Raw genomic sequence first — 26690 nt, forward strand, 5'->3', positions numbered from 1 at the left:
GGCCCGTGTCCGGGAGCGGACCCGGCCGGTGTCCGGGAGCGGACCCGGCCGGTGTCCGCCCGTCGGAGGCCGGACGCGCACCCCGGCGTGGTCTCCGCCCGCCCGTGACCGGGGCTTTCACAGCCTGCGCGGGCGCGCGTCACAACAGCTTCCGTACAGATACGAAGTCTTCGCCCCCGGCGGACGCCGACTGCCGTAGCATCCCCCTACGGGTCACCCCACCTGCTCCTCGGGCAACGCAAGGATCGTCAGGCGCAGTTGGCCCGCCTCGGGAGGACGAATGAAGCAGCGTGGCCGACATCGCCGGCGCAGGCGGGGCAGGGTGCTGCGCGGTTTCCTGACGGGAACCGCCCTCGCGCTCACCGCGGCCGCCACCATGATCAGTGCTTCCCAGGCCACCGTCTCCGACGGCCCCGGCGCCCTGGAACCGCTCACGTCGTCCGCCGACACGGCCGCGTTGCGGCTGACGGAGGAGGCGGTGGCGCCGGCCTCCCTGGACAGGCTCGCCGCGGGGATGGGCCCGTCGATCGGTGTCGGCGAGGCGCTGAGCGGCGCCACCCGTTCGCTGCGCGACGCGGCCGACTGCACCGAGGGCGAGCGCGACGCGCTGCCCGTCTCCCCGACGGCCACCCGCGCGTACTGCTGGAACGCCGACGACACCGCCGGCTGGGAGCCGGGCGCCGTCACCACCTCCGGCGACGCGGACGACGACGGCCTGTGGGGCGCGCACCGGGTGGTCGTCTCCGGCTGGTCGCGCGGCTCCGGCCCGGTCGCCGACCGCGGTCTGGCCCGGGTGGCGTTCGTGGACGCGGACCACATGGACCGGCTCTCCTACACCTGGGCGCTGCTGGCCGTCCCCGTGGACGGGGGCCGCGACTACCGGGGCCTGGTCTCCCGGGTCTCCGGCATGGTCTGGTACCAGGACAAGCTGCTGGTGACCGCCGGCGACGGGGACCGGGCCGCGCTGTACGTGTACGACGTCAACCGCATCCACCGGGCCACGGTCGCCGGTGCGGCGGTCGGCCGGGTGCCCGGCGGCTGGTCGGCGCACGGCGCCCCGTACGTCCTGCCGGCCGTGGCCTCCTACCGGCTGAGCGGCGGCTCCGGTGCCCCGCGCCCGGCCACCGTGTCCCTGGACCGCAGCACCGCGCCGGACACCCTCGTCGCCGGGGAGTGGACTCTCGACGACGGCGACCGGGGCGCCCGGCTGTGGCGGTACGCCTTCGACACCGCGCCCGGCCGGGCCGGTCTCCTCGCCGGTGACCCGGCGGGGCGGGTCGGCGTGACGCAGGCGTACCGGACCGAGGCGAAGGGGGTGCGCGGTGTGCTGGCGTACGAGGACGGCTGGTACGTGAGCCGGGGCGGCGCCGAGGACGGGCGCGGGACGCTGTGGCGGCAGGACGAGGACGGCGCCCGGGCCGCGCGCTGCGGCGCCGACGACAGCCGGGACTGCTGGAGCCCGCGAACCGAGTCCCTGTCGTACTGGGCCCAGACCGGCGACGTGTGGACGCAGTCGGGCCGGGTGCTGTTCGCGCTGCCGCTGGCCTCGATCGACAGATCCGCGGAGTAGATGATTCCCTGACGGGCATGACCGACATCCCCGTGACCACCTGGTCCCTGGAGCAGACCGCGCCGGGCGACCTCCGGCCGGCCGCCGCGCCCGAGGGCGACGTGCGGATCGTGCGCTCCGCGGTGGCCTCGCCCGAGTTCAGCCGTTTCCTGTACGCCTCCGTCGGCGGTGACATCCGCTGGATCGACCGGCTGGGCTGGTCGTACGCGCGGTGGCAGGAGCACCTGGGCCGGCCGGGCGTGGAGACCTGGGTGGCGTACGACCGGGGGACGCCCGCGGGGTACGTGGAGCTGGAGCCGCAGGACGACGGGGCCGTCGAGATCGTCTACTTCGGGTTGATCCCGGCCTTCCGCGGGCGGCGGATCGGCGGCCATCTGCTGTCGTACGGGGCCGCGCGTGCCTGGGACCTCGCGGACCGCTGGCCGGGACTGCCGCAGACGAAGCGGGTGTGGCTGCACACGTGCAGCCTCGACGGCGAGCACGCGATGGACAACTACCGGCGCCGCGGGTTCAGGCTGTTCGACACCACGGTCGAGGAGAAGCCCGAGGTGGCCGCTCCGGGCCCCTGGCCGGGCGCATACCCCGTCTGAACTGCGTCGACAAGACATCACGCACGGCATGTGACCGACACCACCCTGGTCTCACATAACGGGACCAGGGTGTCCACATGACGGACGAAGCTGGACTGTGTCCAGATCGCCGTGACACGCTTCCGTCATGTCTGGAACTGGAATTGCCTTGGTGAGTCGGCGGCACGTCGATCTCGGCCGCATGTCCAGCGCCATCTGTCCGGCGAGCTGACGAGCCGAAGCCCCGCCGACAGCCCTCTCCAGCCTCCCCTCCGCGCAACGACGCGCACGCGTGCCCCCGTGCGCCCCCGCCTGCGCAGGTCAGGGCCGCCCGCCCGGCACCCGACCACCGTTCCTCATGGACGGCGCCACGCGCCGTCCCCTTCCCGTCACTGTCCCGAAGGACGTATTCACGATGGCCGCCACCCCCGACAACCCTGCCGCCTCAGCGCCCCGCCGCAAGGTGAGCCGTCACCGCGGCGAGGGTCAGTGGGCCGCGGGGCACTTCACCCCGCTCAACGGCAACGAGCAGTTCAAGAAGGACGACGACGGTCTCAATGTGCGGACACGCATTGAGACGATCTACTCCAAGCGCGGCTTCGACTCGATCGACCCCAGCGACCTGCGCGGGCGGATGCGCTGGTGGGGGCTCTACACCCAGCGCAAGCCCGGGATCGACGGCGGCAAGACCGCGATCCTGGCGCCGGAGGAGCTGGACGACGAGTTCTTCATGCTGCGGGTCCGGATCGACGGCGGCCGGCTCACGACGCGGCAGCTGCGGGTGATCGGCGAGATCTCGCAGGAGTTCGCGCGCGGCACCGCGGACATCACCGACCGGCAGAACGTGCAGTACCACTGGATCCGCATCGAGGACGTGCCGGAGATCTGGAACCGCCTGGAGGCGGTCGGTCTGTCCACCACCGAGGCCTGCGGTGACACGCCCCGCACCATCCTCGGCTCGCCCGTCGCCGGCATCGCCGAGGACGAGATCATCGACGGCACCCCGGCCATCGAGGAGATGCACCGCCGGATCGTCGGCAACCCGGCCTTCTCGAACCTGCCCCGCAAGTTCAAGACCGCCGTCTCCGGTTCGCCGCTGCTGGACGTGGCGCACGAGATCAACGACGTCGCCTTCGTCGGCGTCGAACACCCCGAGCACGGCCCCGGTTTCGACGTGTGGGTCGGCGGCGGCCTGTCCACCAACCCGAAGATCGGCGTCCGGCTCGGCGCCTGGGTGCCGCTGGACGAGGTCCCGGACGTGCACGAGGGCGTCGTCTCCATCTTCCGCGACTACGGCTACCGGCGGCTGCGCAACCGCGCCCGCCTGAAGTTCCTGGTCGCCGACTGGGGCCCGGAGAAGTTCCGCCAGGTCCTGGAGGACGAGTACCTGCGGCGCAAGCTCGTCGACGGCCCCGCCCCCGCCCAGCCCGTCGAGCGCTGGCGCGACCACGTCGGCGTGCACCGCCAGAAGGACGGCCGTTTCTACGTCGGTTTCGCACCGCGCGTCGGCCGCGTGGACGGCGCCACCCTGACGAAGATCGCGGAGCTGGCCGAGGCGCACGGCTCGGGCCGGGTCCGGACCACCGTCGAACAGAAGATGATCATCCTCGATGTCGAGGAGGACCGGGTCGAGTCGCTGGTCGAGGCCCTCGGGGCGCTGGACCTGACCGCCAAGCCCTCCCCGTTCCGGCGCGGCACGATGGCCTGCACCGGCATCGAGTACTGCAAGCTCGCCATCGTCGAGACCAAGCAGCGCGGTTCCACCCTGATCGACGAACTCGAGCGCCGGATCCCGGAGTTCGACGAACCGATCACCATCAACCTCAACGGCTGCCCGAACGCCTGCGCCCGCATCCAGGTGGCGGACATCGGTCTCAAGGGCCAGTTGGTCCTCAACGATGCGGGCGAGCAGGTCGAGGGCTTCCAGGTGCACCTGGGCGGAGCGCTCGGTCTCGAGGCCGGTTTCGGCCGCAAGGTCCGTGGTCTGAAGGTCACCTCGGACGAACTGCCCGACTACGTCGAGCGGGTGCTCAAGCGGTTCCAGGCGGAGCGCGAGGACGGCGAGCGGTTCGCCGTGTGGGCCGCGCGGGCCGGCGAGGAGGCCCTGTCGTGAGCGCGGCGAACGGAACCGAAGGACGCGGCGTGAGCGCGGCGAACGGAACCGAAGGACGCGGCGTGAACGCGGCGAACGGGACGAAGGGCGCGGCATGAGCGAGCGCGCCGCCCCCTTCCACTGCCCCTACTGCGGCGACGAGGACCTGCGTCCGGGCGAGCAGGGCCACGGCGCCTGGGAATGCGGCGCGTGCAACCGCGCATTCCAGCTGAAGTTCCTCGGGCTGCTCGCCCGGGGAGTCCGGCGCACCGACAACGGAGGGGAGGCGATATGACGACGGCTCAGGACACCCGTGCCGCCGAGGAGTTGAAGGCACTCGCCGAGCAGGCGGGCCGCGACCTGGAGGACGCCTCCGCGCTGGAGATCCTCCAGTGGGCCGTGGACACCTTCGGCGAGGAGTTCTGCGTGACCTCGTCCATGGAGGACGCGGTGGTGGCCCACCTGGCCTCCCGCGTGCGCAAGGGCGTGGACGTGGTCTTCCTCGACACCGGCTACCACTTCCCCGAGACCATCGGCACCCGGGACGCGGTCGAGGCCGTGATGGACGTCAACGTCATCACCCTCACCCCGCGGCAGACGGTCGCCGAGCAGGACGCCGAGTACGGCCCGAGGCTGCACGACCGCAACCCGGACCTGTGCTGCAAGCTCCGCAAGGTGCAGCCGCTGGAAGAGGGCCTGAAGGGCTACCGGGCCTGGGCGACCGGGCTGCGCCGGGACGAGTCCCCGACCCGGGCGGACACGCCGGTCGTCGGCTGGGACGAGAAGCGGCAGAAGGTCAAGGTCTCCCCGATCGCCCGCTGGAGCCAGGACGACGTGGACGCCTACGTCGCCGAGCACGGCGTGCTGACCAACCCCCTGCTGATGGACGGCTACACCTCCGTCGGCTGCGCCCCCTGCACCCGCCGGGTCCTGGAGGGCGAGGACGCGCGCGCCGGCCGCTGGGCGGGCCGCGCGAAGACCGAGTGCGGGCTGCACGGATGACGGGCGCCGAGACGATCCACACGACTCCCCCGGCTCCTGTCGCCACTGCTGTGACAGAAGCGATCACTGCGACCCAGGAGAATCACGTGACGACCGGAGCCACCGTCTGGCTCACGGGTCTGCCGAGTGCCGGCAAGACCACCATCGCGTACGAGCTGGCCGCCCGGCTGCGCGAGGAGGGCCACCGCGTCGAGGTGCTCGACGGCGACGAGATCCGCGAGTTCATCTCCGCGGGCCTCGGCTTCAGCCGCGAGGACCGGCACACCAACGTGCAGCGCATCGGTTTCCTCGCCGAACTGCTCGCCCGCAACGGTGTGAAGGCGCTCGTGCCGGTGATCGCGCCGTACGCCGACAGCCGCGAGGCGGTGCGGGGGCGCCACGAGGAGGGCGCGACGGCGTACCTGGAGGTGCACGTGGCGACCCCGGTCGAGGTGTGCAGCGAGCGGGACGTGAAGGGCCTGTACGCCAAGCAGGCGGCGGGCGAGCTGACCGGGCTCACCGGGGTCGACGACCCCTACGAGATCCCCGAGCGGCCCGATCTGCGGATCGAGTCCCAGAACCAGACCGTCAAGGAGTCCGCGGCGTCGGTGTACGCCCTGCTCAGCGAGAGGGGACTGGTGTGACGACCGTCGCACGGACCGAGGAGGGCACGGGCTCCCCGTACGCCCTCAGCCACCTGGACTCCCTGGAGTCGGAGGCGGTGCACATCTTCCGCGAGGTGGCGGGCGAGTTCGAGAACCCGGTGATCCTGTTCTCCGGCGGCAAGGACTCCATCGTCATGCTGCACCTGGCGCTGAAGGCGTTCACGCCGGCGCCGGTGCCCTTCGCGCTGCTGCACGTGGACACCGGGCACAACTTCCCCGAGGTCCTGCACTACCGCGACCGCACGGTCGCCAGGCACGGGCTGCGCCTGCACGTCGCCTCGGTGCAGGACTACATCGACCGCGGCATCCTCAGGGAACGCCCGGACGGCACCCGCAACCCGCTGCAGACGCTGCCGCTGACCGAGAAGATCCACACCGAGCGGTTCGACGCGGTCTTCGGCGGCGGCCGGCGCGACGAGGAGAAGGCCCGCGCCAAGGAGCGGGTGTTCTCCCTGCGCGACGAGTTCTCCCAGTGGGACCCGCGCCGCCAGCGCCCCGAACTGTGGAACCTGTACAACGGCCGGCACGCCCCCGGTGAGCACGTGCGCGTCTTCCCGCTGTCCAACTGGACCGAGCTGGACGTGTGGCAGTACATCGCCCGCGAGGGCATCGAACTGCCCGAGATCTACTTCGCGCACGAGCGGGAGGTGTTCCGGCGGGCCGGGATGTGGCTGACGGCCGGCGAGTGGGGCGGCCCGAAGGAGAGCGAGACCGTCGAGAAGCGCCTCGTGCGCTACCGCACCGTCGGCGACATGTCCTGCACCGGCGCCGTCGACTCGGACGCGCTGACGCTGGAACAGGTCATCGCCGAGATCGCCGCCTCCCGGCTCACCGAACGCGGCGCCACCCGCGCCGACGACAAGATGTCCGAGGCCGCGATGGAAGACCGCAAGCGCGAGGGGTACTTCTAAGCATGAGCACGATCACGACTGAGGAACTCGCGGCCACCACCCTGCTGCGGTTCGCCACCGCCGGCTCCGTCGACGACGGCAAGTCCACGCTCGTCGGACGGCTGCTGCACGACTCCAAGTCGATCCTCACGGACCAGCTGGAGGCCGTGGAGCGCGCCTCGGCGAGCCGCGGCCAGGAGGGTCCCGACCTCGCGCTGCTCACCGACGGCCTGCGTGCCGAGCGGGAGCAGGGCATCACGATCGACGTGGCGTACCGCTACTTCGCCACCGCGCGGCGCCGCTTCATCCTCGCCGACACGCCCGGCCACGTGCAGTACACCCGCAACATGGTGACGGGTGCCTCCACGGCCGAGCTGACGGTGATCCTGGTCGACGCCCGCAACGGGGTGGTGGAACAGACCCGCCGCCACGCCGCGATCGCCGCCCTGCTGCGCGTCCCGCACGTGGTGCTCGCCGTCAACAAGATGGACCTCGTCGGCTACGAGGAGTCCGTCTTCGCGTCGATCGCCGAGGAGTTCACGGCGTACGCCGGCGAGCTGGGCGTTCCCGAGGTCACCGCGATCCCGATCTCGGCCCTCGCCGGGGACAACGTGGTGGAGCCGTCGGCGAACATGGACTGGTACGGCGGGCCGACCTTCCTGGAGCACCTGGAAACGGTTCCGGTGAGCCACGACCTGGCGCACTGCCACGCCCGGCTGCCCGTGCAGTACGTGATCCGGCCGCAGACGGCCGAGCACCGCGACTACCGCGGTTACGCGGGCCAGATCGCCGCCGGCACGTTCCGGGTGGGCGAGCAGGTCACGGTGCTGCCGTCCGGCCGCTCCACGAGGATCGCGGGCATCGACCTGCTCGGCACCCCGGTCGACGTGGCCTGGACGACGCAGTCGGTGACCGTGCTGCTGGAGGACGACCTCGACGTCTCGCGCGGCGATCTGATCGTGCCCAGCAAGGACGCCCCGCCGACCACGCAGGACGTCGAGGCGACCGTCTGCCACGTCGCCGACCAGCCGCTGACCGTCGGCCACCGGGTCCTCCTCAAGCACGGCACCCGCACCGTCAAGGCGATCGTCAAGGACATCCCGTCCCGTCTCACGCTCGACGACCTGTCCCTGCACCCGCACCCGGGACAGCTCCTCGCCAACGACATCGGCCGGGTGAAGATCCGCACCGCCGAGCCACTGCCGGTCGACTCCTACGCCGACTCCCGGCGCACCGGCTCGTTCATCCTCATCGACCCGAGCGACGGCACCACGCTCACCGCGGGCATGGTCGGCGAGTCGTTCGCCTCCCCCGAGCCGGTCAAGGACCCGGCCGAGGACGACGGATGGGACTTCTGACGTGAACTCCACCGACTACTACTCCGCGTTCGCGAAGGAGGGCGGCCGCGTCGGCAGCGGCGCCGTCGGCAGTGGGCAGGGCGGAGTGGCGCGATGTGTGCGCTGACGTACGCGCACTGCCCGCGCGCCCGCACCCCCCACCGCCGTAGACGAAAACCTGCCGACCTCCCGGCCACGACCTGAGAGACCGTGACCGCCGGGCCGACGAGAGGAAGACCTCCCGTGCCTGCCAACCTCCCCCTCTCCCGGCTTCGTCCGGACGGGGGCAGCCCCCGTGGCCTGCTGCGCCGCGGCCTAGCCGTCATGGCCGCGCTTCCCCTGGTGACCCTCGCCGCCTGCGGCTACGGCTCCCAGGCCAAGGACGAGCCGGCCGGGCAGAAGGTCGCCGCAGGTGCGGAGAAGATCGACGGTCTCGACTCCGTCAGGATCGGTTACTTCGGCAACCTCACCCACGGGACCGCCCTCGTAGGCGTGAACAAGGGCTACTTCCAGAAGGCTCTCGGCGCCACCAAGGCGTCGTACCAGGTCTTCAACGCCGGCCCGTCCGAGATCGAGGCGCTCAACGCCGGCTCCATCGACATCGGCTGGATCGGCCCCTCCCCGGCGATCAACGGCTACACCAAGTCGGACGGCAGGAACCTGCGCATCATCGGCGGTTCCGCCTCCGGCGGCGTGAAGCTCGTCGTCGACCCGAAGAAGATCAAATCCCTGGACGACGTCAAGGGCAAGAAGATCGCCACCCCGCAGCTCGGCAACACGCAGGACGTCGCGTTCCTCAACTGGATCGCCGAGCAGGGCTGGAAGGTCGACGCCCAGAGCGGCAAGGGCGACGTCTCCGTCGTCCGCACCGACAACAAGGTCACCCCGGACGCCTACAAGTCCGGTTCCGTCGACGGCGCCTGGGTGCCCGAGCCGACCGCGTCCAAGCTGGTCGCCGAGGGCGCCGAGGTGCTGCTGGACGAGTCCGACCTGTGGCCCGACAAGAAGTTCGTGATCACGAACATCGTCGTGTCGCAGAAGTTCCTCGAGCAGCACCCGAAGGCCGTCGCGGCGGTCCTGAAGGCGTCGGTCGACGTCAACAAGTACATCGACGCCAACCCGGACGAGGCGAAGGCGGCGGCGAACGCGCAGCTGAAGGCGGACTCCGGCAAGGCACTGCCCGCAGAGGTGCTGGACCCGGCGTGGAAGTCCATCCGGTTCACCGACGACCCGCTGGCGGCCACGCTGAACAGCGAGGCCCGGCACGCGGTCGAGGCCGGCCTGCTGGAGGACCCGCGGCTGGACGGCATCTACGACCTCGCGCCCCTGAACAAGGTCCTTCAGGCCGCGGGTGAGCCCACCGTCGACGACGCCGGTCTCGGCGTCGGCTGACCACGCAACCACGAGAGTTCCCAGGAGGTGACGACCATGGCAACCATCCTCGCCAAGGCCGCCGACGGCACCGGGTCGGTGGACCACGCCGCCCGCATCGAGCATGTCTCCAAGTCCTTCGCCGGGCCCGCCGGGCCGCAGCTCGTCCTGGACGACATCACCCTCGATGTCGCGCCGGGCGAGTTCGTCACCCTGCTGGGGGCCTCGGGCTGCGGCAAGTCGACGCTGCTGAACCTGGTGGCGGGGCTCGACGCCCCGACCGCCGGCGAGATCAGCACCGCCGGGCGGCCGGCTCTGATGTTCCAGGAGCACGCCCTGTTCCCGTGGCTCACCGCGGGCAAGAACATCGAACTCGCCCTGAAACTGGGGGGAGTTCCCAAGAACGACCGGCGTGACCGCGCCGAGGAACTGCTCGAACTGGTCCGGCTGAAGGGTTCGTACGGCAAGCGGGTGCACGAGCTGTCCGGCGGTATGCGCCAGCGGGTGGCGCTGGCGCGGGCCCTCGCCCAGGACGCGCGGCTGCTGCTGATGGACGAGCCGTTCGCGGCGCTCGACGCGATCACGCGGGACGTACTGCACGACGAACTCACCCGGATCTGGGCGGAGACGGGCCTCTCGGTGCTGTTCGTCACGCACAACGTGCGGGAGGCGGTGCGGCTCGCGCAGCGCGTCGTGCTCCTGTCCTCCCGGCCGGGCCGGGTGGCGCGCGAGTGGACGGTCGGCATTCCGCAGCCGCGCCGCATCGAGGACGCTCCCGTCGCCGAGCTGTCCCTGGAGATCACCGAAGTCCTGCGTGGGGAGATCCGCCGTCATGGCCAGCACTGAGACCAGCGACCCGACGGCGAATGCCCCGGACCGCGACAACGGCATCGCGGGGGTGGAGGCGGGCCTCGACGCCCTCGAGACCTCGACAGCCGCCGGTACGTCCTTCCGGCAGACCTTCGTCAACAAGATCCTGCCGCCGATCGTCGCGATCGCGGTGGTCCTGGCGGTCTGGCAGGCGCTGATCACCTTCCGGATCGTCGACGACCCGGCGAAGCTGCCGTCCCCGTCCGACGTGGGCGCCGAGTTCCAGGACGCGTGGCTGGAGGGCAAACTCCTCGAGTACATCTGGACCAGCGTCTCGCGCGGTCTGCTGGGCTTCCTGCTGGCGCTCGCCATCGGCACCCCGCTGGGTCTGCTGGTGGCCCGGGTGAAGTTCGTGCGCGCCGCGATCGGCCCGATCCTGTCCGGTCTGCAGTCCCTGCCGTCGGTGGCGTGGGTGCCGCCCGCAGTGATCTGGCTGGGCCTGAACAACTCGATGATGTACGCGGTGATCCTGCTCGGCGCGGTCCCCTCCATCGCCAACGGCCTGGTCTCCGGCATCGACCAGGTGCCGCCGCTGTTCCTGCGGGCGGGCCGCACGATGGGCGCGACGGGGCTGAAGGGCGCCTGGCACATCGTGCTGCCGGCCTCACTGCCCGGTTACCTGGGCGGCCTGAAGCAGGGCTGGGCCTTCTCCTGGCGGTCGCTGATGGCGGCGGAGATCATCGCCTCCTCCCCCGACCTGGGCATCGGCCTGGGCGCGCTGCTGGAGAACGGCCGCAACGCCAGCTCCATGGCGATGGTGTTCGAGGCGATCATCCTGATCCTGTTCGTCGGCATCGCCATCGACCTGCTGATCTTCAGCCCGCTGGAGCGACGGGTGCTGCGCGGGCGCGGACTGCTGGTGAAGGGCTGACCCACATGCGCCGACAACCGGTCCTCCTCGTCATCGCCCACGGCAGCCGCGATCCGCGGCACGCGGCGACCGTCCACGCCCTCGTGCGGCGGGTGCGGTCGCTGCGGCCCGGGCTGCGGGTGGAGACCGGTTTCCTGGACTTCAACGTCCCTTCGGTGCAAGGGGTGCTGGAGTCGTTGGCGGCGGAGGGCGTGCGCGACGTGGTGGCGCTCCCGCTGCTGCTGACGCGCGCGTTCCACGCCAAGGCGGACATCCCGGCCGTCCTGCGGGACGCTCCGCGCCGGCTGCGGATCCACCAGGCGGAGGTGCTCGGCCCCTCCCCGCTGCTGCTCTCCGCTCTGGAGCGGCGGTTGTACGAGGCGGGGCTGACGCCCGCCGACAAGTCCTCGACCGGGGTCGTGCTGGCCTCGGCGGGGTCCACGGACCCGGAGGCGATCGCGGTGATCGCAGACATCGCGCGGGAGTGGTGGCACACCGGTTGGTGCGCCGTGCGACCCGCGTTCGCCTCCGCATCACTGCCGCGCACCGAGGACGCGGTGCGCGAACTGCGCGAGCTGGGCTGCTCCACGGTGGCGGTCGCCCCGTACGTCCTGGCCCCCGGCTTCCTCCCCGACCGCATCGCCCGGGGCGCGGCGCGGGCGGACGTCCTCGCCGAAGTCCTGGGCCCGTCGCCCGAGGTGGCCCGCGTCCTGCTGGAACGGTACGACGCGGCCCGCACCCCGATGCCGGCGGCGGTCGGGGCCTGAGGGTCCCGTCCGCGGGCGGGGGCGGGCCGGGCGGTCGGGACGGTCACGCGAAGGACAGGCCGCCCACCCGGGTCCGCTTCAGCTCGAAGAAGTCGGGTTCGGCCGCCAGCACGCGGAAGGCGTCGAAGAGTTCGGCCGCCCGCTCCCCGCGCGGGACGGCTCGCAGCACGGGCCCGAACCACACCGTCCCGTCCACGTGGATCGTCGGTGTGCCGACGTAGCCGCCGGAGTCCGGCTCGGCCCCCGCCGCGTGGGCGCGGCGGACGTCGTCGTCGTACGACGGGTCGTGGGCCGCCCCGGACAGGCCGGCGGGCAGGCCCAGTTCGGCGAGGGCGTCGGCGATCACGGCGTCGAAGTCCTTGACCCCGTGCACGTGGATGCGGGTGCCGAGAGCGGTGTGGAGGTCCCGCAGGATCGCGTCGCCGTGCTGCCGGGCCGCCGCGACGGCGACCCGGACCGGGCCGATCGAGCTGTCGACCAACGCGCGGTACCAGTCGGGCAGTTCGTTGCCCTCGTTGTGCAGGTACAGGCTCATGACCCGGAACCGGAGGTCGAGCGGGCGCTGCCGTTCGACCTCCAGCAGCCAGCGGGAGGTGATCCAGGCGAACGGGCAGGCGGGGTCGAACCAGAAGTCGACGCGGGGGCGGGCGGGGGCGGGCGTGTGGGTCATGCCGGCGACAGTAGTCCGCCATCGGGTCCTCGCCGTGGCCCGATCGGGAGCATCTTCAGTGGTCCACCCGGGTGCCCTGCCGCGGGTTCCGTCCGCTCGCCGCCGGTGCCCGTTCGAAGGGCGGCGCGTCGTCCGGCACGGGCACCGGACCGGCGAGGCCGTCGGAGCGGGGGTGGAGGGAGACGGGGCGCGGGGTTCCCCCCGAACGGACGCGGCAGGGCTCAGGGCCGGGTCATCTCGACCAGCTTGACCACGGTGTTCCAGTTGCGGGTGGTCGCGATCAGCCCCTTGGTCGTGCGGGGCCGGGAGAGCTGCTCGGCGAGCCGGGAGCGGCCGAGGCCCTCGGGGGCGTACAGGTACAGGGCGCGGTCGCCGAGCCGGAACTCCTCCGGCAGGAACGCGGCCGTGTCGATCCCCGCGAAGCGGTCGGCGTCGACGGCGGCGGAGAAGTACGTGACGTGGAGCTGTCTGGCCTCCAGGTCGGCGGCCGGGAAGGGACAGCCGTCGGCGATCGCCCTCAGGTACGCGTGGTCGCGCACGATCACGTCGACGGCGAAGCCGAACTGCTTCTCGATCGCCCGCGTCAGCTCCCGCGCGAGACCGTCCTCGTCGCCGTGGCCGGTGGCGAAGACGGCCTGGCCGCTCTGGAGGTACGTACGGACGCCGCCGTGGCCGAGGCCCTCCATCAACGTCCGCAGGGCCGCCATCGGGACCTTCCTGCTGCCGCCCACGTTGATGCCGCGCAACAGGGCGGCGTATGTCGTCGTCATCCGGACAGACTAGGCGGCCGTCGTGCCCCGTGGGGGTGGGCACGACGGCCGCGGTGGCCCGGTCCCGGCGGGGCAACGGGCCGCGGTGGTCCGGTCCGCGGATCGGGGCTGGGCGAAACTCTCGTCGATCGGCGGGGTCGGATCAACCGCTTCGCACGTTGGTGACTTGTTCAACAAGGTTGCGCAATCCCCTGCGCAGTCCCGTACGGGGACCGACCCGGCGGACCGGACAACGGGGCGTGACCCTGATCGTCGTCCCCGAGGCCCGGCGATAGATGTAGGGGGTCAGTGTCCTCCCCAGCGGTGAGACGGCGGGGTCCGAGGGGAGGAGCCGGGTGGCCCGCACCTCGTCGAACAGCACGACGAGATGGTTTTATACGCCCCCTACCTTCGAAGGGAGAGGTGGCGGCAGGGGGCTGCCACCGCACCTCGAGGGAGAAAGCCCGTCATGCGGAACGGAGATTCACGGGTGCGGGGCATCGCCGCGCGGGCCGGCGGCTGGAGTGCCCGGCACCGCTGGACGGCCGTCGGGATCTGGGTGCTGTTCGTGTTCCTGGCCATGGCGCTGGGTTCGGCGGCCGGCCGGGTCGACGTCAAGGACAGCGACCAGCTCAAGGGCGAGACGCACACCGCGGCCAGGATCATCGAGGACGCCGGGATCGAGGAGCCCGCGAGCGAGACGGTCCTCGTCCAGGCCAAGGACACGGAGCTGAAGGCCACCGACGCCGCGTTCCGCGAGGCCGTCGAGGCGGTCGTGGCGGCCGTGGAGGGCACCGGCGAGGTCACCGAGGTCACCTCGCCGTACGACTCGCGGACGATCTCGAAGGACGGCCGCAGCGCCCTGGTGCAGTTCGACGTGCGCGGCGACTCCGACACCGCCGGCGAGCGGATCGAGCCGGTCCTGAAGGCCGTCGAGGGCGTGCAGAAGGACCACAAGGCGCTGCGGATCGAGGAGATCGGCGGCGCCAGCATGATGAAGACGTTCGACGACGCGTTCGGCGACGACTTCCAGAAGGCCGAGTACTCCGCGGTGCCGGTGGCCCTCGGCATTCTGCTCATCGCGTTCGGCGCCCTGGTGGCCGCCCTGCTCCCGGTGCTGCTCGCGGTCACCGCGATCATGGCGACGATGGGCCTGATGGGCGTCGTCAGCCACGTCATGCCGATGAGCGACACCGCCAACTCCGTGATGCTGCTGGTCGGCCTGGCCGTCGGCGTCGACTACTGCCTGTTCTACCTGCGCCGCGAGCGCGAGGAGCGCGAGGCGGGCCGGGACGGGCAGACCGCGCTGCGGATAGCCGCCGCGACCAGTGGCCGGGCGATCATCGTCTCCGGCGTCACCGTGTGCGTGGCGATGGCGGGCATGCTGTTCACCGGGCTCGCCGAGTTCGAGGCGATGGGTCTGGCCTCGCTGATGGTGGTGGCGGTGGCCATGGTCGGCTCCGTGACCGTGCTGCCCGCGCTCCTGTCGCTGCTGGGCGAGCGGGTCGAGAAGGGCCGCATCCCCTTCCTGCGGCGCCGTGCCCGCAACCGCAAGGGCGGTGGCGAGAGCCGGTTCTGGTCGGCCGTCCTCAAGGGCGTCCTCGCCAGGCCCCTGGTCTCCGTGCTCGTCGCGGCCGGCGCGCTGCTGGCCATCGCGGCCCCCGCGCTCGGCATGAAGACCCAGAACCTCACCCTGGACCAGGAGTTCGGTGACTCGCTGCCCATCGTGCAGACCTACAACCGGGTCAACGAGGCCTTCCCCGGCGGCTCCGACCCGGCCGAGGTGGTCGTCCACGCGAAGGACATCAACGCCCCCGAGGTGAAGTCCGCGCTCGCCGACTTCCGCGAGCGGGCGATCAGTTCGGGCGCCTCCCGCGGCCCCGTCGAGATCAAGCTGCACGACGCGCAGAACATCGCCTTCGTGTACGTCCCGCTGGTCGGCGGTTCCGACCTGGACAAGGCGGGCGCGAGCCTGGACAAGCTGCGCGACGACGTACGTCCCGCGACGCTCGGGAAGGTGGACGGTGTCGAGGCGCCGATCACCGGGCAGGTGGCCGGTTCCAAGGACTTCAACGACCAACTGGCCGGAGCCGTCGTCCCGGTGTTCGCGTTCGTCGTCGTCTTCGCCTTCGCGCTGATGCTGCTCTCGTTCCGCTCGCTGACGATCGCGATCACCTCGATCGTGCTCAACCTGCTGTCCGTGGGAGCCGCCTACGGCATCCTCGTGGGGGTCTTCCAGCACGGCTGGGGCGCGTCCCTGGTGGGCGCGGAGGGTGTCGGCGCCATCATCACCTGGCTGCCGCTGTTCCTCTTCGTGATCCTGTTCGGCCTGTCGATGGACTACCACGTGTTCGTGGTCTCCCGGATCCGCGAGGCGCGGCTGCGCGGCCGGACCACGCGGGACGCCATCACCCACGGTGTCGTCACCACGGCCGGGGTCGTGACCAGCGCCGCCGTCATCATGGTCGCCGTCTTCGCGATCTTCGGCACGCTGTCCATGCAGTCCATGAAGCAGATGGGCGTCGGCCTGGCCGCCGCGGTCCTGATCGACGCGACGGTCATCCGGGGCGTGCTGCTCCCGGCGGTGATGGCGCTGCTCGGCGAGCGCAACTGGTACCTGCCGACGTGGCTGCACCGGCTGCCCGACCTGACGCACGACGAGTCGGCCGAGGCCTTCGAGCCGACGGCGAGGGACGACGAGGGCGAGCCGGTGCGGGTGTGACCCGCTGACCCGACCCGCACCGCCGGATCCCTGGATCCGCCGAGTCCGGGGGATCCGGGAGATCCGGGAGATCCGAGGGATCCGAGGGATCGGAGGGATCGGAGGGCCCGTTGACCACCGGGGAGTCAACGGGCCCTCACCCATGTCCGACCGGAGGTGGCTGCCTGCCGGGGACGGCTACCGGGCGCGCAGTTCGGCCTCGATGAGGTCGGCCGCCCGGTGGGTGCCGCCCTCCTCGGCCATGTCGGCCCGGATCGCCTTCAGGCGCCGGGCCACCTCGGGATCGTCGACCAGGGCCAGGGCGGCGGCGCGCAGTGTCCCGGCGGTGGCCTCCTCGGCGGGGACGTGGCGGGCGACCCCGAGCGCCTGGAGCACGTCCGCGTTGCCGAACTGGTCAGCGGCCTGCGGTACGGCGATCATCGGCGTCGCCGTCGCCATTCCCTCCTGGCTGCCCCCGGCACCGGCGTGGGTGACGAACAGGTCGGCCTGCCGCAGCACGGCCAACTGCGGTACCCAGGAACGTACTTCGACGTTCGCGGGGACATCGCCCAGCTCGGCGGGGTCGACGTGCCTGCCGATCTGGAGCACGAGGTGCCAGCCGGGCAGGCCGGCGAAGGCCCGGACGCAGGCGCGGTAGAAGTCCGGCTGCTTGGTGAAGGCGGAGCCCAGGGAGACGAGCACGACCTTCTCGGCGCCGGCCGGCCGGGTCCAGTCGCCCTCCGCGGTGCGGTCGCCCTGGCAGGCGCCGACGAAGGTGTACACGCTCTCGTCGACCCGGTCGGCGTTCGGCTGGAGCGCCTTCGGGATGAGCACCAGGGAGCGGGCGGGCCGGCCGGCGAAGTCGTCGGGGTGGGCGGTGATGCCGTTCTCCTCCAGCCAGGCGTGGAAGCGGGCGTAGTAGGCCCGGCCGCGTGCGGTCCTCCTGGGCTCGGCCCACATCGGTTCGGCGACCTCCTGCTCGTACCCCTCCCAGGCGACGAGGGCCGGGGAGAGGGAGACCGCGGGCACGCCCCAGCGGTGGGCGAGGACGCGGGCCGGGTAGGAGGCGATGTCGTGCAGGACGAGGTCGGGCTCGTCGCCCTCGTAGGCCTCGATCAGCTGGGGCAGCGCCTGGACGGCGTCGGCGAGGAAGGGCTCCACGTTGTCGAGGAGGGTGGAGCCCCAGGCCGAGGGGTCGGCGTCGGGCGAGGGCAGGGTGGAGTGCCAGGACCTCACCTCGGCGCCGGTCGCGGCGACCTTGTCGGCGAGGGCCGGCGGGATGGCGTAGGTGACCCGGTGCCCGCGGGCGACGAGTTCGCGGATCACCTCCAGGCTGGGGTTCACATGGCCGTGGGCGGCGATGGAGAACATGGCGATGTGCGCGGGTGCGGTCATGTGATCGACGATAGGCGAGACGAGACGTCTCGTGCAATGCAATAACGGCCGGTGCCGTCGGCGCCGGTGGTGGGCCGGCACCGGGTTCCCGTCGTCCTCGGGCCGGTGGCACGGCCCGTCCAGGCCGATCGTGCCGCTGCGGTGCTCCTGGCAGGCCAGGGTGGCCGCCTGGTCCTTCCACTCCGGGCAGCAGTGCACCGACTGCGCGTGGGCGGGGGCGGGGCGCAGGTGGGCGGCGGTGCCGGTGGCCGGTCGTGCCCGGTCGTGCCCGGTGGTGTGCGGCGCCGGGGCGGCGAGCGCCGTCGTACCGGTGGGCGGCATCCGGCCGCCCGGGGCCAGGCGGACCGTGTGCGTGGGGCGGCCCCGCCCCGGCCGCGGGGCGGCGGTGCGCCGTCGAGGCACAGCGCACACGGCCCGACCTGTGCGAATGCGAGACTGGGCGTCGGACGGCCGGTTCCCGACGCCGTCCCGGCAGGAGCAGACGGTCACGACAGGGAGGCGGACGATGGACGAGGCACGCGCGAGGGACGTACTGGCCGCGGCGGGGCTGCCGGCCGGCGAGGCGCGGCTGCTCGCCCTGGGTGAGAACGCGGTGTTCGCCGCCGGTGACCTGGTGGTGAAGGTCGGCCGGGACGCCGAACTGCTGGAGCGGGCCCGGCGCGAGCTGGACGTCGCGGCCTGGCTGGCCGGTGCGGGCGTCCCGGCGGTGCGGGCGGCCGAGGCGAAGCCCCTGCTGGTCGAGGGACACCCGGTGACGGTGTGGCACCGGCTGCCGGACCCGCTGCGGCCCGCCGAGCCCCGGGACCTGGCCGGACTCCTGCGTCTCGTGCACGCCCTGCCCTCCCCCTCCTTCACGCTGCCGCCGCGCGATCTGCTGGCCGGTGTGGAGCGCTGGCTGCGGCTGGCGGGCGACGCGGTCGACCCGGCGGACGCGGCGTACCTGCGCGAGCGGCGGGACGGCTTCGCGACGGCCGCCGCCGCGCTCGCACCACATCTGCCGCCCGGCCCGATCCACGGCGACGCGCTCCCCCGCAACGTGCACATCGGCCCGGACGGGCCGGTCCTGGTCGACCTGGAGACCTTCTCCGCCGACCTGCGCGAGCACGACCTGGTCGTCCTGGCTCTCTCCCGCGACCGCTACGGCCTGCCCGCCGAGGCCTACGACTCCTTCACCGCCGCCTACGGCTGGGACGTGCGGGAGTGGGAGGGCTGCGCGGTGCTGCGGGGCGCCCGCGAGACGGCGAGCTGCGCCTGGGTGGCCCAGCACGCGCCGGCCAACCCCAAGGCACTGGCCGAGTTCGGGCGCCGGGTGGCGTCACTGCGCGACGGGGACGAGTCGGTCCGGTGGCATCCGTTCTGAGCGGTCCCGCCGGGCCGGCCGGCCCGGCACGGGGCGCCGCTCGTCGGCCCGTCCCCGGTGGAGCCGGCCGGCGAGCGGCGACCGGGGTCACCCGGTGTGGGGGCACTCGCCCCGGTACTCCGCGATCGAAGGGCTCGGCTGCGGCGGCGGGCACAGGAACTGCTCGTAGCGGGTGTCGTTGTCGATGAACCGCTTCAACCAGCTGATGCTGTTCTTCGCGATCGTCGTGTTCGGCCTGTTCGGCGTGAAGTGGTTGGCGTTGTTCAGCTCCAGGTACGCCCGGTCCAGCGAGGACGGCAGGCTCTGGAAGAACGGCTCGGAGTGCGAGCGGACCGGGGCGATGGTGTCGCCGTCCGCTCCGACGAGAAGGGTGGGCGTCCGGACCTCCGGCCAGCTCTTGTCCAGGTTCCACGCGGTGAGCGGAATGGCTGCCCGCAGCGAGGGCCGGTCCTTGGCCGCCTCCAGCGCGCCGCCGCCGCCCATCGAGTGGCCCATGACCCCGAGCCGCGTGCTGTCCACCCGGCTGCGGACGCTGCTGGTCTTCGTTAGGAAGTCGAGCGCGGCCAGCAACTGGTCGCCGCGGGAGGCCGGCCGGTCGGAGGTGGTGTTGGTGTCGATGGTGAACACCACGAAGCCCTGGGAGGCGAGCCGCGGCCCCAGCCAGGCGATCGAGGACTGGCGCGCGGTGAATCCCGGGGCGATCGCCACGGCGCCGAACGTGCCTTGTTCGGTGCTGGTCGGGAAGTAGATCGTGCCCCCGCCGAACCCGGACACGCTGGAGCGGGAGACCGTGGTCCGGGAGACGGCGAACGGGCCGAGCGGGGCCGTCACGCTGGCCTCGGTGGGGGCCGGGCCCCGCTCGTGGGGGTTCTGGGCGGCGTTCGCCCCGCCGGAGAGCGTGGTCGCCAGACCGGCCAGCGCCGCCGCGGACGCGAGGACGCCCAGGAGCGGGCCGCGGGACCGGCGGCGGTGCCGCACGGGGCCGTTCTCCGGGGTGGGCGTGGACGACTGCGAAGTTGCCTGCATGAGCGGTTTCCTCTCACCTCGTCTCCCCCTGACGGCGGGTGCGGGCGGGCCCGGAAGCCGGGCGCCCAACGGCTGTCGACACGTGTCGTCGGCCGTGAGCCGTGTCGTCCGGAGGTCGAGGAGGACGGTGGTCCGTGGATCGTGCCGGCGTCCGGGCCGTATGCGGCGGCAGGAGTGTGGGGCGCTCCCGGACGGACACCGTGCGGCCGGTCTCCCCGGGCCGCCCCGGGGCGACCGGCCGCGCTCAGCGTAGGAGCCGGGACGCCTCCGGTGCATCGGTGGAACCACCGGTCTCACAGCTCGCACTCGGCAGGCTCTCGGCCGCGGCACCCCGGCCGCCTTCCCTCGCTTGTTTGAGAAGCGGCCGCCCGGGCTGCGTACTTCTGTGCGGTAAGACCACCCGATTCTCGCCAGGATGTCTTCAAACCGTCCGTCACCTCCGGAGAAGCAGGGCAGAAAGTGGCGTTGAACGTGTACGACCAAACAGCCGGCACGGTCGGTGACCGGACCTCGCAGTTGTTGAGCGCTGCTGACCGCGCCCGGCGCGGTGGGCGGACCCGCCGGGCCCTCGCCCTTCTCGCGGCCGCCCACAGCACGGCCGGTGACGACGCACCGCTGCGCGCCCGGACCGAACTGCTGCGCGGCCTGCTCCTGTTGGACGACGGCCCCGTGGCCGATGCCCACCAGAGCCTGCTGCTCGCGGCCGAGTCGTCGGGGTCGCACGACACCGAGGGCGCCCAGCAGGCCCTCGCCGCGGCGGCGGAAGCCGCCTGGGCCGCAGGCGACTTCACGGCTTACCTCCAGACGGTGCAACGCCCCGCCGGACGCCCCGCGGACGCGACGCCGCCGCCCGGACGCGCCGAGGCCCCGGGCACCGTGCCGGCCTCGTGGAGCGTCTTCCGCGCGGGCATGCGCCACGTCGTACTGGGCGACTTCGCCCGGGCGGCGCAGGAGCTGGAACCGCTGCTCGCCGCCGCGACGCACACCCAGCAGCCGGAGGAGCTGCTGCGCGCGGGCCGCGCGGCCCTGGTGCTGGGCGACATCACCGCCGCGCGGCGCCTGCTCGGGCGAGCCCTGGCGGCCGCCGGCGCCCGGGGCGTGTACGGGCCGACCGCCCGCATCCTGGAGTTCCTGGCCTACGCCGAACTGCGCGCCGGCTGCCACCAGCAGGCCCGTGCCCACGCCGAGGAGGGGCTGCGCGCCGCCCGACGGCTCGGTCAGCGCAACATCGCCGCGCAGCACCACGCCCTGCTGGCACTGGTCTTCTCCCTGGTGGGCACCGCCTCCGCCACGGAACACCACGCCGACGCCGCCCTGTCGGTCGCCCGGCCGCACGGGCTGATCCAGGTGAGCACCCTGGCGGAGTGGGCGCGCGCCCGCGCCGACCTGGGCCGCGGCCGGGCCGAACAGGCCGCGACCCGTCTCGCGCCGCTGCTCCGGCCGGGTCCCCGGCGCGGGCACTTCGGCGTGTGGATGCTGGCGGTGCCGTGCCTCGTCGAGGCGACGGTCCTGGCCGGGCTGGACGAGGACGTCACCGACATGGTCGACCTGTACGCCGGGTGGGCCGCCCTGGGCGCCGATCCGCAGGCTCCGGCCCAACTGAGCCGCTGCCGGGCCCTGACGGCACGGGAAGAGGACTGCGACGCGCTGTACCAGCGGGCTCTGGCGGAGCACGAGGCGGCCGACGGCCAGTTCGAGCACGCCCGCACGCTCCTGTCCTACGGCATGTGGCTGCGCCGCCGGCGCAGGCCCCTGGAGGCCCGGCAGCGGTTGCGGGCCGCCCTGGTCGGCTTCGAACGCTGCGGCGCCCTGCTGTGGGAGAAGCGGACCCGGTCCGAGTTGCGGGCCGCCGGGGACAGCGCGGCCGGCGACGCCGTCAGCGATCCTGGGCGGCTGACTCCGCACCAGCTGACTCCGCAACAACTGCGCGTGGCGGGGCTGGTGGCGGCGGGGGCCACCAACCGCGAGGTGGCCGCGCGACTGTCGCTCAGCCCTCGCACCGTGGACCACCATTTGCGCAACGTCTTCAGCCAGCTGGGCGTGCGCTCGCGGGTCGAGCTGGCACTGCTGATGAACGGCGGCCGAACGCAACGGAGCGGCGACAGCAGGAGCGGGGACGCATGAGCCGCGGCCGCTCGGCGGACGTGGTCTCCCGCCGAGGACGCACCGGCCCTCGCCGGCCGTCGGACACAGGTCCGTCGGGCTCGGGATCCTCAGGCCCGTCGGGTCCTCTGGTCCGCCGGCTCCCGCAGCGGCCACGTCCCGTCCACGACCGCATCCGCTTCGCCCTTGCGGCGCAGGAAGTCCTGGAAGTCCGCCGCCCAGGCCGCGTACCACTCGATCTGGCGGCGGTGCAGCTCCGCCGGGCCGAGGGAGGCGACCTTGGGGTGGCGCTCGGCTATCGCGCGGGCCAGGCGGGCGGCGGCGAGGGCGTCGGCGCGGGCGTCGTGCGCCGCGTCGAGGGTGACGCCGTACTCGGCGCAGACCGCTTCGAGGTTGCGCTTGCCGCGGCGGTAGCGGTCGGCCCAGCGGTCGATGGTGTACGGGTCGACGACCGGGGCGGGGTCGAGGCCGCCGAGGCGGTCACGCAGGGAGGGCAGGCCGTGTCTGCGCAGTTCGGCGGAGAGCAGGGTCAGGTCGAAGGCCGCGTTGTAGGCGACGACGGGGACGCCGGTGCGCCAGTGGGAGGTGAGGACGCCGGCGATGGCGTCCGCGACCTCGTCGGCCGGACGGCCCTCGGAGTTGGCCCGTTCGTTGCTGATGCCGTGGACCGCCACCGCCTCCGCCGGGATCTCCACGCCCGGGTCGGCCAGCCATTCCCGGCTCCCGAGGACCTGCCCGTCCCTGACCTCGATCACGGCGCCCGTGACGATGCGCGCCTCGCGCGGGTCGGTCCCGGTCGTCTCCAGGTCGAAGCCGATGAGCAGCTCGCGGTGCCAGGCCATGGTGGCCCCCCTTCTTGGTGGTGCTTCCCCCAGTGGTCTCCACCTTCGCATGCGCCACTGACAATCAGAGGAGCGCGTTCCGCTTACCTCCGGGACGTTCCGGACAACTGCCGCAGACCGCCCGCGGGCGATCCGGACAACCGACTCGGATCACCGGCGAACGGTCAGGACACCGGCCGTGAGTCCGTCCAGGCCAGCTCGAACTCCTCGCGGTAGGCGGCGAAAAGTCCACCTTCGTCGACTTCGTCGGACTTGACCACCCGGCTGCCGTTGCGCAGCACCAGCACCGGCGCCTCCATACCGCGCATGCGCCGCAGGTAGGACTGCACGACCGCGATCCCGTCGGTGCCGTCGCCGTCGACCAGGTAGGCGGTGAAGCGGGGCGTCTCGTCGTAGACCTGGATCTGGAAGGCTCCGGGGTCGCGCAGCCGGGAGCGGACCCGGCGCATGTGCAGGATGTTCATCTCCACGGACCGGCTCAGTTCGCCCCGCTTCATGCCGAGTTCGCGCTCGCGGCGCTTCACCGCGCTGGAGGCCGGGTTGAGGAACAGCAGCCGCACCCGGGCGCCCGCCTCGGCCAGCCGGACGAGCCGCCGGCCGGAGAAGTTCTGCACGAGCAGGTTGAGGCCGATGCCGATCGCGTCGAGCCGGCGGGCCCCGTCGAAGATGTCCTCGGCGGGGAACTGGCGCAGCAGCCGCACCCGGTCGGTGTGCACGGCGACCACGTCCGCGTACCGGTCGCCGACGAGGTCCTCGACGGCGTCCACGGGCAGCCGGCGCGCGGAGGGGACGTCGCCGCCGGTGCCGAGCATCTCCAGCAGGCGGGCGGAGGCGCGCTCGGCCTGGTTCAGGACGGCCTCGGACAGCGCCCGGTTGCGGGAGACGACGTTGCGGGTCACCTCCAGCTCGTCCAGGGCGAGTTCGACGTCCCGGCGGTCGTCGAAGTACGGCTCGAAGCAGGGCCAGTGCTGCACCATCAGTTCGCGCAGCTGCGGCAGGGTGAGGAAGGAGATCACGTTGTCGTCGGCCGGATCGAGCAAGTAGCCCTTGCGACGGCTGACTTCGCGGACGGCGACGGCGCGCTGCACCCACTCCTGGCCGGCGGGTCCGGCCGCGGCGACCACCCATTCGTCGCCGTGGACGGGTTCGTAGACGGGCCGCAGCACGGCGGCCACCACGGCGCGCAGCCGCTGTTCGACGAGGTTCAGCCAGATGTAGGCCCGGCCGGCCCGCTGGGCGCGGGTGCGCACCTCTCGCCAGGCCCCGGCGTCCCAGTCCAGCTCCGGCCCGATGGCGCCCTCCATCGGCCGGGCCAGGGACACCGTGCCGGGCGGGACGTCTGTGGAGCCCCCCTCGTGACCGTCGTCACCAGGGGGCAGCTCCAGCCCTCCCGAGCCCACCCGCGCACCGCCTTCCGCTCCCCCGAGCATCCCCGTCCCAACGATCAAGGAAGGGTACTCCGGGAGCGGTCGGCGGTGCAGCCGGATGGACAGGGTCGTTTCTCAACTTCCGGCGCGCGGGCGGCCGTTCTCACCGGCGAGGGCGGGCGGAGTGAGCGGGCTCATAGCGGTGACGTCCCTGGGGGCGATGGAGAATCCCTGCCAGTGCACCGGCATGGGCTGCTGGTCCTCGTCCCGCGCCACGTGGTGGAAGCCCACGTTCACCCAGGCCACGGGGTGGGTGAGGGCCTGTCCGTTCACCCACTTGTCGACGGTCGTGGGATGCCCGGAAGCGCACAGCCGGACGTTGTTGTTGGCGTACCGCTCACACTTGTCGTACTGCGTGAAGTAGACGTCGTGCCGGGTGAAGGCGCGGCCCGGGTACTTGCTGCTGACGCCGGGGACGATCTCGTACGAACGCGGGTGGCCGTCCTTGTTCTTGCCGGTGGTGCTGACCACGCGCCACCAGCGCATGTTCTTGGCGTCGCCCGCGAGTTCCTTGGTGACGGTGGTGCGGGTGGTCCTGTTGGTGGGGGCCTGGGCGCCGGCGGCGGGCGGCTTGACCACCGAGTCGTACTGCTCGACCTTGTTCTTCGATCCGTCGAGGCCGAAGTCGAGCCGCCAGAACACGTTGTGGTTGTGGCTGGTGGCGTAGGCCTTGGCGCCCTTGCCTATCGGCCAGCCGCGGCCGTCGCCCGCGTCGTAGTCGAAGGGCGAGAGGCTGCCGGTGGCGCCGACGTTCATGGAGACGGTGCCGTCGTCGGAGAAGCGCCACTCGGTGATGTACTCGTACCAGCTCACCTTGTTGACGGTGTAGACGAGCAGGTCCTTGCCCTGGGCCTGGTAGACCTTCCCGGAGTCGGTCTGCATCCGGTAGGCATGGCCGCGGGCCCGCGTGGTGGTGCACAGGCCCTTCACGTTGGGGTTCTCGGAGTTGTAGGCGTCGGGGACCTTCACCGTCTTGATGGTGCCGCCGGGGCACTCGGCGGGGCTCATGTTGACCAGGCCCGAGCCGAAGTTGTAGTCGGTGATGTCGTTGTACTCGTTGGAGCCGTCGTCGTACGGCACGTGGATCTGGGCGAGTTTGGCGCTGTTGAGGACCCTGATCGGGCGGGCCTCGCCGCGCGGCTGGTAGGAGACCTTCTCCAGGACGAGCCCGGACTTGGACTCGAAGCGCCAGCACATGCTCCAGGTCGTGCCGCCCGAGAGTTTCTGCTGGATGCGGTAGGCGGCGCTGCAGTCGGCGGCGGCCGCGGGGGCCGCCTTCGGCCGGGCGGCGGCCGGGGCGGTGCCGGTCGCGGACACTCCGGCGGCCAGCGCGGCCACGGACAGACCGAGGGCCGCGCTCCTGCGGGCACGGCTGATCACGGGCGGCCGGTGGCCGCCGTTCGGGTGGTTCAGGCGCATGCGGACATGACTCCCTGTGCGTCACCCTCCCGGGGCAGGCAGCGCGGCCGCGCGGGAGGTGCGGGTCGGAAAAGTGGACGGAATGGGGCGCTCAGCGGGTGAGCGCGGCCACCTTGCGGGTGCTGAGGTCGATCACCAGGGACCGGGTGTCGATCCACGGGCCGTTCTTCACCTTCAGCAGCAGCCGGGCGCAGCGGTGGATCCCGCATTGGTCGAAGGCGGCGGGCTGGGCGCCCGGCACCGCGCGGTACACCATGCTGGAGAGCTGCAGCTGCTCCGGTGAGGTGAGCTTCTTGCCGGTGGCGTCCTGGTAGTCGGCGCGCAGGCCCGCGCCGAGCGGGTCGGCGATCAGCAGCGCGGCCGCCTCGGTGTTCTCGGCGCGGCTGAGCGGCGGCTGGACGCCCCGTCCGCTGTCGGTGGCCTCCACCTTGCCGGTGTCCAGGTTGACGGTCCTGGTGACGAGCGTGTCGTCCTGGTAGTCGTAGAACGTCACCTCGGCGCGGCGGGGCGCCGAGGGGTCGTCGACCTCGTCCGCCTCGGGTTCGGCGAGGTCCACGCCGAGGCGCTGCGGGCCGCGGTCGCCGTCGACGTCCCGGCCCGCGTCGAGCAGCTGCCGGTTGAGCGCGATGCGCTCGACGCGGGCGATCTCGTCGTCGGTGAGCGGGTCGCGCCCTGTGCCGCGCTCGCCCTCTGCGGGCGCCCGCTCGACGACGCCGGGCGCCACCGCCGCCGCGCCGCCCTGCTGTCCCGCACCGTCCTGTGCGGCGCCCTGCCCGCCGGCCGCCACCCGGCCGGCCGATCCCCCTCCGGTTCCTTCCGCCCCCGCCGTGCCCGGCAGGGTGATCGCGATCATCGCGGCTGTCGCGGCCACCGCGACGGCCGCACCTGCCACCACCTTGCCCAGGTGGCGGCGCACTGTCGTGCGCACATCTTCCCCCTACTCCCCCTGTGCCCCGGGAGTACGTTGTAGGCCCCACTGGTTCGGCGTACGCCGAATGGGGCGTATGCACTGGTCGCCCGGTAAGAGGGACGTAAG

23 protein-coding genes and 1 pseudogene are annotated in these 26690 nt (G+C 72.5%); 16 read left to right on the top strand and 8 right to left on the bottom strand.

Annotated elements, in window-relative coordinates:
- The first annotated feature begins 280 nt into the window (after positions 1 to 280).
- The 13 genes from ACIP5W_RS08925 (at position 281) to ACIP5W_RS08985 (ending at position 11962) form a co-directional block, all read left to right on the top strand.
- Positions 281 to 1570 (top strand): hypothetical protein, encoded by a 1290-nt coding sequence (locus ACIP5W_RS08925; protein WP_401468877.1) that lies wholly within the window; start codon positions 281 to 283, stop codon positions 1568 to 1570.
- A gap of 17 nt (positions 1571 to 1587) precedes the next feature.
- On the top strand, positions 1588 to 2160 hold the full coding sequence (locus tag ACIP5W_RS08930; RefSeq protein ID WP_401468880.1) for a GNAT family N-acetyltransferase: 573 nt from the start codon (positions 1588 to 1590) through the stop codon (positions 2158 to 2160).
- Between the two features lie 127 nt (positions 2161 to 2287).
- Positions 2288 to 2371: a putative leader peptide gene (locus ACIP5W_RS08935; RefSeq protein ID WP_309486338.1), complete on the top strand. Its 84-nt coding sequence runs from the start codon at positions 2288 to 2290 to the stop codon at positions 2369 to 2371.
- A 183-nt stretch (positions 2372 to 2554) separates the two neighbouring features.
- A complete protein-coding gene (locus ACIP5W_RS08940) occupies positions 2555 to 4252 on the top strand; it encodes a nitrite/sulfite reductase (protein ID WP_401468883.1) in 1698 nt (565 codons plus the stop codon).
- 94 nt (positions 4253 to 4346) lie between these two features.
- Positions 4347 to 4526, top strand: coding sequence for a hypothetical protein (locus ACIP5W_RS08945; protein ID WP_401468886.1), 180 nt, complete (start codon positions 4347 to 4349; stop codon positions 4524 to 4526).
- Positions 4523 to 5233, top strand: coding sequence for a phosphoadenylyl-sulfate reductase (locus ACIP5W_RS08950; RefSeq protein WP_401468889.1), 711 nt, complete (start codon positions 4523 to 4525; stop codon positions 5231 to 5233). Before ACIP5W_RS08945 ends, ACIP5W_RS08950 begins: the two co-directional genes overlap by 4 nt.
- An 86-nt stretch (positions 5234 to 5319) precedes the next feature.
- Positions 5320 to 5856, top strand: coding sequence for an adenylyl-sulfate kinase (gene cysC, locus ACIP5W_RS08955; RefSeq protein ID WP_401468892.1), 537 nt, complete (start codon positions 5320 to 5322; stop codon positions 5854 to 5856).
- Positions 5853 to 6788 carry a sulfate adenylyltransferase subunit CysD gene (gene cysD / locus ACIP5W_RS08960; protein WP_401468895.1) on the top strand — a complete coding sequence of 312 codons (936 nt, stop codon included), beginning with the start codon at positions 5853 to 5855 and terminating at the stop codon, positions 6786 to 6788. Before cysC ends, cysD begins: the two co-directional genes overlap by 4 nt.
- 2 nt (positions 6789 to 6790) lie before the next feature.
- Positions 6791 to 8125: a sulfate adenylyltransferase subunit 1 gene (locus ACIP5W_RS08965; protein WP_401468898.1), complete on the top strand. Its 1335-nt coding sequence runs from the start codon at positions 6791 to 6793 to the stop codon at positions 8123 to 8125.
- Between the two features lie 303 nt (positions 8126 to 8428).
- Entirely contained in the window at positions 8429 to 9496 is a 1068-nt protein-coding gene (locus ACIP5W_RS08970) for an aliphatic sulfonate ABC transporter substrate-binding protein (protein ID WP_401469025.1), read from the top strand.
- 36 nt (positions 9497 to 9532) lie between these two features.
- Positions 9533 to 10321: an ABC transporter ATP-binding protein gene (locus ACIP5W_RS08975; protein WP_401468901.1), complete on the top strand. Its 789-nt coding sequence runs from the start codon at positions 9533 to 9535 to the stop codon at positions 10319 to 10321.
- Positions 10308 to 11216, top strand: a complete 909-nt coding sequence (locus tag ACIP5W_RS08980) for an ABC transporter permease (protein WP_401468904.1) — start codon at positions 10308 to 10310, stop codon at positions 11214 to 11216. The genes ACIP5W_RS08975 and ACIP5W_RS08980 overlap by 14 nt, the downstream gene beginning before the upstream one ends.
- Before the next feature lie 5 nt (positions 11217 to 11221).
- The gene (locus tag ACIP5W_RS08985; RefSeq protein WP_401468907.1) at positions 11222 to 11962 is read left to right on the top strand and encodes a sirohydrochlorin chelatase; all 741 of its coding nucleotides are present in this window, start codon (positions 11222 to 11224) and stop codon (positions 11960 to 11962) included.
- Positions 11963 to 12005: 43 nt separating this feature from the next.
- Here the strand turns inward: ACIP5W_RS08985 and ACIP5W_RS08990 are convergent, their stop codons facing one another.
- Both ACIP5W_RS08990 and ACIP5W_RS08995 read right to left on the bottom strand, forming a co-directional pair.
- On the bottom strand, positions 12006 to 12632 hold the full coding sequence (locus ACIP5W_RS08990) for a DsbA family protein (protein ID WP_401468910.1): 627 nt from the start codon (positions 12630 to 12632) through the stop codon (positions 12006 to 12008).
- A gap of 221 nt (positions 12633 to 12853) precedes the next feature.
- Positions 12854 to 13402 (bottom strand): DUF1697 domain-containing protein, encoded by a 549-nt coding sequence (locus ACIP5W_RS08995; protein WP_401468913.1) that lies wholly within the window; start codon positions 13400 to 13402, stop codon positions 12854 to 12856.
- A 448-nt stretch (positions 13403 to 13850) separates the two neighbouring features.
- Here ACIP5W_RS08995 and ACIP5W_RS09000 point away from each other — a divergent pair, with 448 nt between their 5' ends.
- On the top strand, positions 13851 to 16103 hold the full coding sequence (locus tag ACIP5W_RS09000) for an MMPL family transporter (RefSeq protein ID WP_401468916.1): 2253 nt from the start codon (positions 13851 to 13853) through the stop codon (positions 16101 to 16103).
- 177 nt (positions 16104 to 16280) lie between these two features.
- Here the strand turns inward: ACIP5W_RS09000 and mgt are convergent.
- Positions 16281 to 17520: pseudogene (gene mgt / locus ACIP5W_RS09005) on the bottom strand (macrolide-inactivating glycosyltransferase).
- A gap of 462 nt (positions 17521 to 17982) precedes the next feature.
- Here mgt and ACIP5W_RS09010 point away from each other — a divergent pair.
- Complete coding sequence (locus ACIP5W_RS09010) at positions 17983 to 18837, top strand: phosphotransferase enzyme family protein (RefSeq protein WP_401468919.1); 855 nt, start codon at positions 17983 to 17985, stop codon at positions 18835 to 18837.
- 87 nt (positions 18838 to 18924) lie between these two features.
- Here ACIP5W_RS09010 and ACIP5W_RS09015 read toward each other — a convergent pair whose 3' ends face one another.
- Positions 18925 to 19863, bottom strand: a complete 939-nt coding sequence (locus ACIP5W_RS09015; protein ID WP_401468922.1) for an alpha/beta hydrolase family protein — start codon at positions 19861 to 19863, stop codon at positions 18925 to 18927.
- A gap of 459 nt (positions 19864 to 20322) precedes the next feature.
- On the opposite strand from ACIP5W_RS09015, the gene ACIP5W_RS09020 reads away from it, so the two are divergent.
- Positions 20323 to 21987 (top strand): LuxR C-terminal-related transcriptional regulator, encoded by a 1665-nt coding sequence (locus ACIP5W_RS09020; protein ID WP_401468925.1) that lies wholly within the window; start codon positions 20323 to 20325, stop codon positions 21985 to 21987.
- Between the two features lie 89 nt (positions 21988 to 22076).
- On the opposite strand, the gene ACIP5W_RS09025 is transcribed toward ACIP5W_RS09020, so the two are convergent.
- From ACIP5W_RS09025 to ACIP5W_RS09040, 4 genes are all read right to left on the bottom strand, one after another.
- Entirely contained in the window at positions 22077 to 22808 is a 732-nt protein-coding gene (locus ACIP5W_RS09025; RefSeq protein WP_401468928.1) for a 3'-5' exonuclease, read from the bottom strand.
- Positions 22809 to 22972: 164 nt separating this feature from the next.
- Positions 22973 to 24238 (bottom strand): SAV2148 family HEPN domain-containing protein, encoded by a 1266-nt coding sequence (locus tag ACIP5W_RS09030; protein WP_401469028.1) that lies wholly within the window; start codon positions 24236 to 24238, stop codon positions 22973 to 22975.
- A 72-nt stretch (positions 24239 to 24310) separates the two neighbouring features.
- Positions 24311 to 25654 (bottom strand): copper amine oxidase, encoded by a 1344-nt coding sequence (locus ACIP5W_RS09035; protein ID WP_401468931.1) that lies wholly within the window; start codon positions 25652 to 25654, stop codon positions 24311 to 24313.
- 91 nt (positions 25655 to 25745) lie between these two features.
- Complete coding sequence (locus tag ACIP5W_RS09040; RefSeq protein ID WP_401468934.1) at positions 25746 to 26582, bottom strand: Tat pathway signal sequence domain protein; 837 nt, start codon at positions 26580 to 26582, stop codon at positions 25746 to 25748.
- Between the last annotated feature and the right edge of the window lie 108 nt (positions 26583 to 26690).

The sequence above is a fragment of the Streptomyces sp. NPDC088766 genome, assembly GCF_044750845.1.
Taxonomy (GTDB): domain Bacteria; phylum Actinomycetota; class Actinomycetes; order Streptomycetales; family Streptomycetaceae; genus Streptomyces.

What these genes read in the sequence shown, in the direction of transcription:
- ACIP5W_RS08925 (WP_401468877.1), top strand. Translation starts at nt 281, where the DNA reads ATGAAGCAGCGTGGCCGACATCGCCGGCGCAGGCGGGGCAGGGTGCTG.
- ACIP5W_RS08930 (WP_401468880.1), top strand. Translation starts at nt 1,588, where the DNA reads ATGACCGACATCCCCGTGACCACCTGGTCCCTGGAGCAGACCGCGCCG.
- ACIP5W_RS08935 (WP_309486338.1), top strand. Translation starts at nt 2,288, where the DNA reads ATGTCTGGAACTGGAATTGCCTTGGTGAGTCGGCGGCACGTCGATCTC.
- ACIP5W_RS08940 (WP_401468883.1), top strand. Translation starts at nt 2,555, where the DNA reads ATGGCCGCCACCCCCGACAACCCTGCCGCCTCAGCGCCCCGCCGCAAG.
- ACIP5W_RS08945 (WP_401468886.1), top strand. Translation starts at nt 4,347, where the DNA reads ATGAGCGAGCGCGCCGCCCCCTTCCACTGCCCCTACTGCGGCGACGAG.
- ACIP5W_RS08950 (WP_401468889.1), top strand. Translation starts at nt 4,523, where the DNA reads ATGACGACGGCTCAGGACACCCGTGCCGCCGAGGAGTTGAAGGCACTC.
- ACIP5W_RS08965 (WP_401468898.1), top strand. Translation starts at nt 6,791, where the DNA reads ATGAGCACGATCACGACTGAGGAACTCGCGGCCACCACCCTGCTGCGG.
- ACIP5W_RS08970 (WP_401469025.1), top strand. Translation starts at nt 8,429, where the DNA reads ATGGCCGCGCTTCCCCTGGTGACCCTCGCCGCCTGCGGCTACGGCTCC.
- ACIP5W_RS08975 (WP_401468901.1), top strand. Translation starts at nt 9,533, where the DNA reads ATGGCAACCATCCTCGCCAAGGCCGCCGACGGCACCGGGTCGGTGGAC.
- ACIP5W_RS08980 (WP_401468904.1), top strand. Translation starts at nt 10,308, where the DNA reads ATGGCCAGCACTGAGACCAGCGACCCGACGGCGAATGCCCCGGACCGC.
- ACIP5W_RS08985 (WP_401468907.1), top strand. Translation starts at nt 11,222, where the DNA reads ATGCGCCGACAACCGGTCCTCCTCGTCATCGCCCACGGCAGCCGCGAT.
- ACIP5W_RS08990 (WP_401468910.1), bottom strand. Translation starts at nt 12,632, where the DNA reads ATGACCCACACGCCCGCCCCCGCCCGCCCCCGCGTCGACTTCTGGTTC.
- ACIP5W_RS08995 (WP_401468913.1), bottom strand. Translation starts at nt 13,402, where the DNA reads ATGACGACGACATACGCCGCCCTGTTGCGCGGCATCAACGTGGGCGGC.
- ACIP5W_RS09000 (WP_401468916.1), top strand. Translation starts at nt 13,851, where the DNA reads ATGCGGAACGGAGATTCACGGGTGCGGGGCATCGCCGCGCGGGCCGGC.
- ACIP5W_RS09010 (WP_401468919.1), top strand. Translation starts at nt 17,983, where the DNA reads ATGGACGAGGCACGCGCGAGGGACGTACTGGCCGCGGCGGGGCTGCCG.
- ACIP5W_RS09015 (WP_401468922.1), bottom strand. Translation starts at nt 19,863, where the DNA reads ATGCAGGCAACTTCGCAGTCGTCCACGCCCACCCCGGAGAACGGCCCC.
- ACIP5W_RS09025 (WP_401468928.1), bottom strand. Translation starts at nt 22,808, where the DNA reads ATGGCCTGGCACCGCGAGCTGCTCATCGGCTTCGACCTGGAGACGACC.
- ACIP5W_RS09030 (WP_401469028.1), bottom strand. Translation starts at nt 24,238, where the DNA reads ATGCTCGGGGGAGCGGAAGGCGGTGCGCGGGTGGGCTCGGGAGGGCTG.
- ACIP5W_RS09035 (WP_401468931.1), bottom strand. Translation starts at nt 25,654, where the DNA reads ATGCGCCTGAACCACCCGAACGGCGGCCACCGGCCGCCCGTGATCAGC.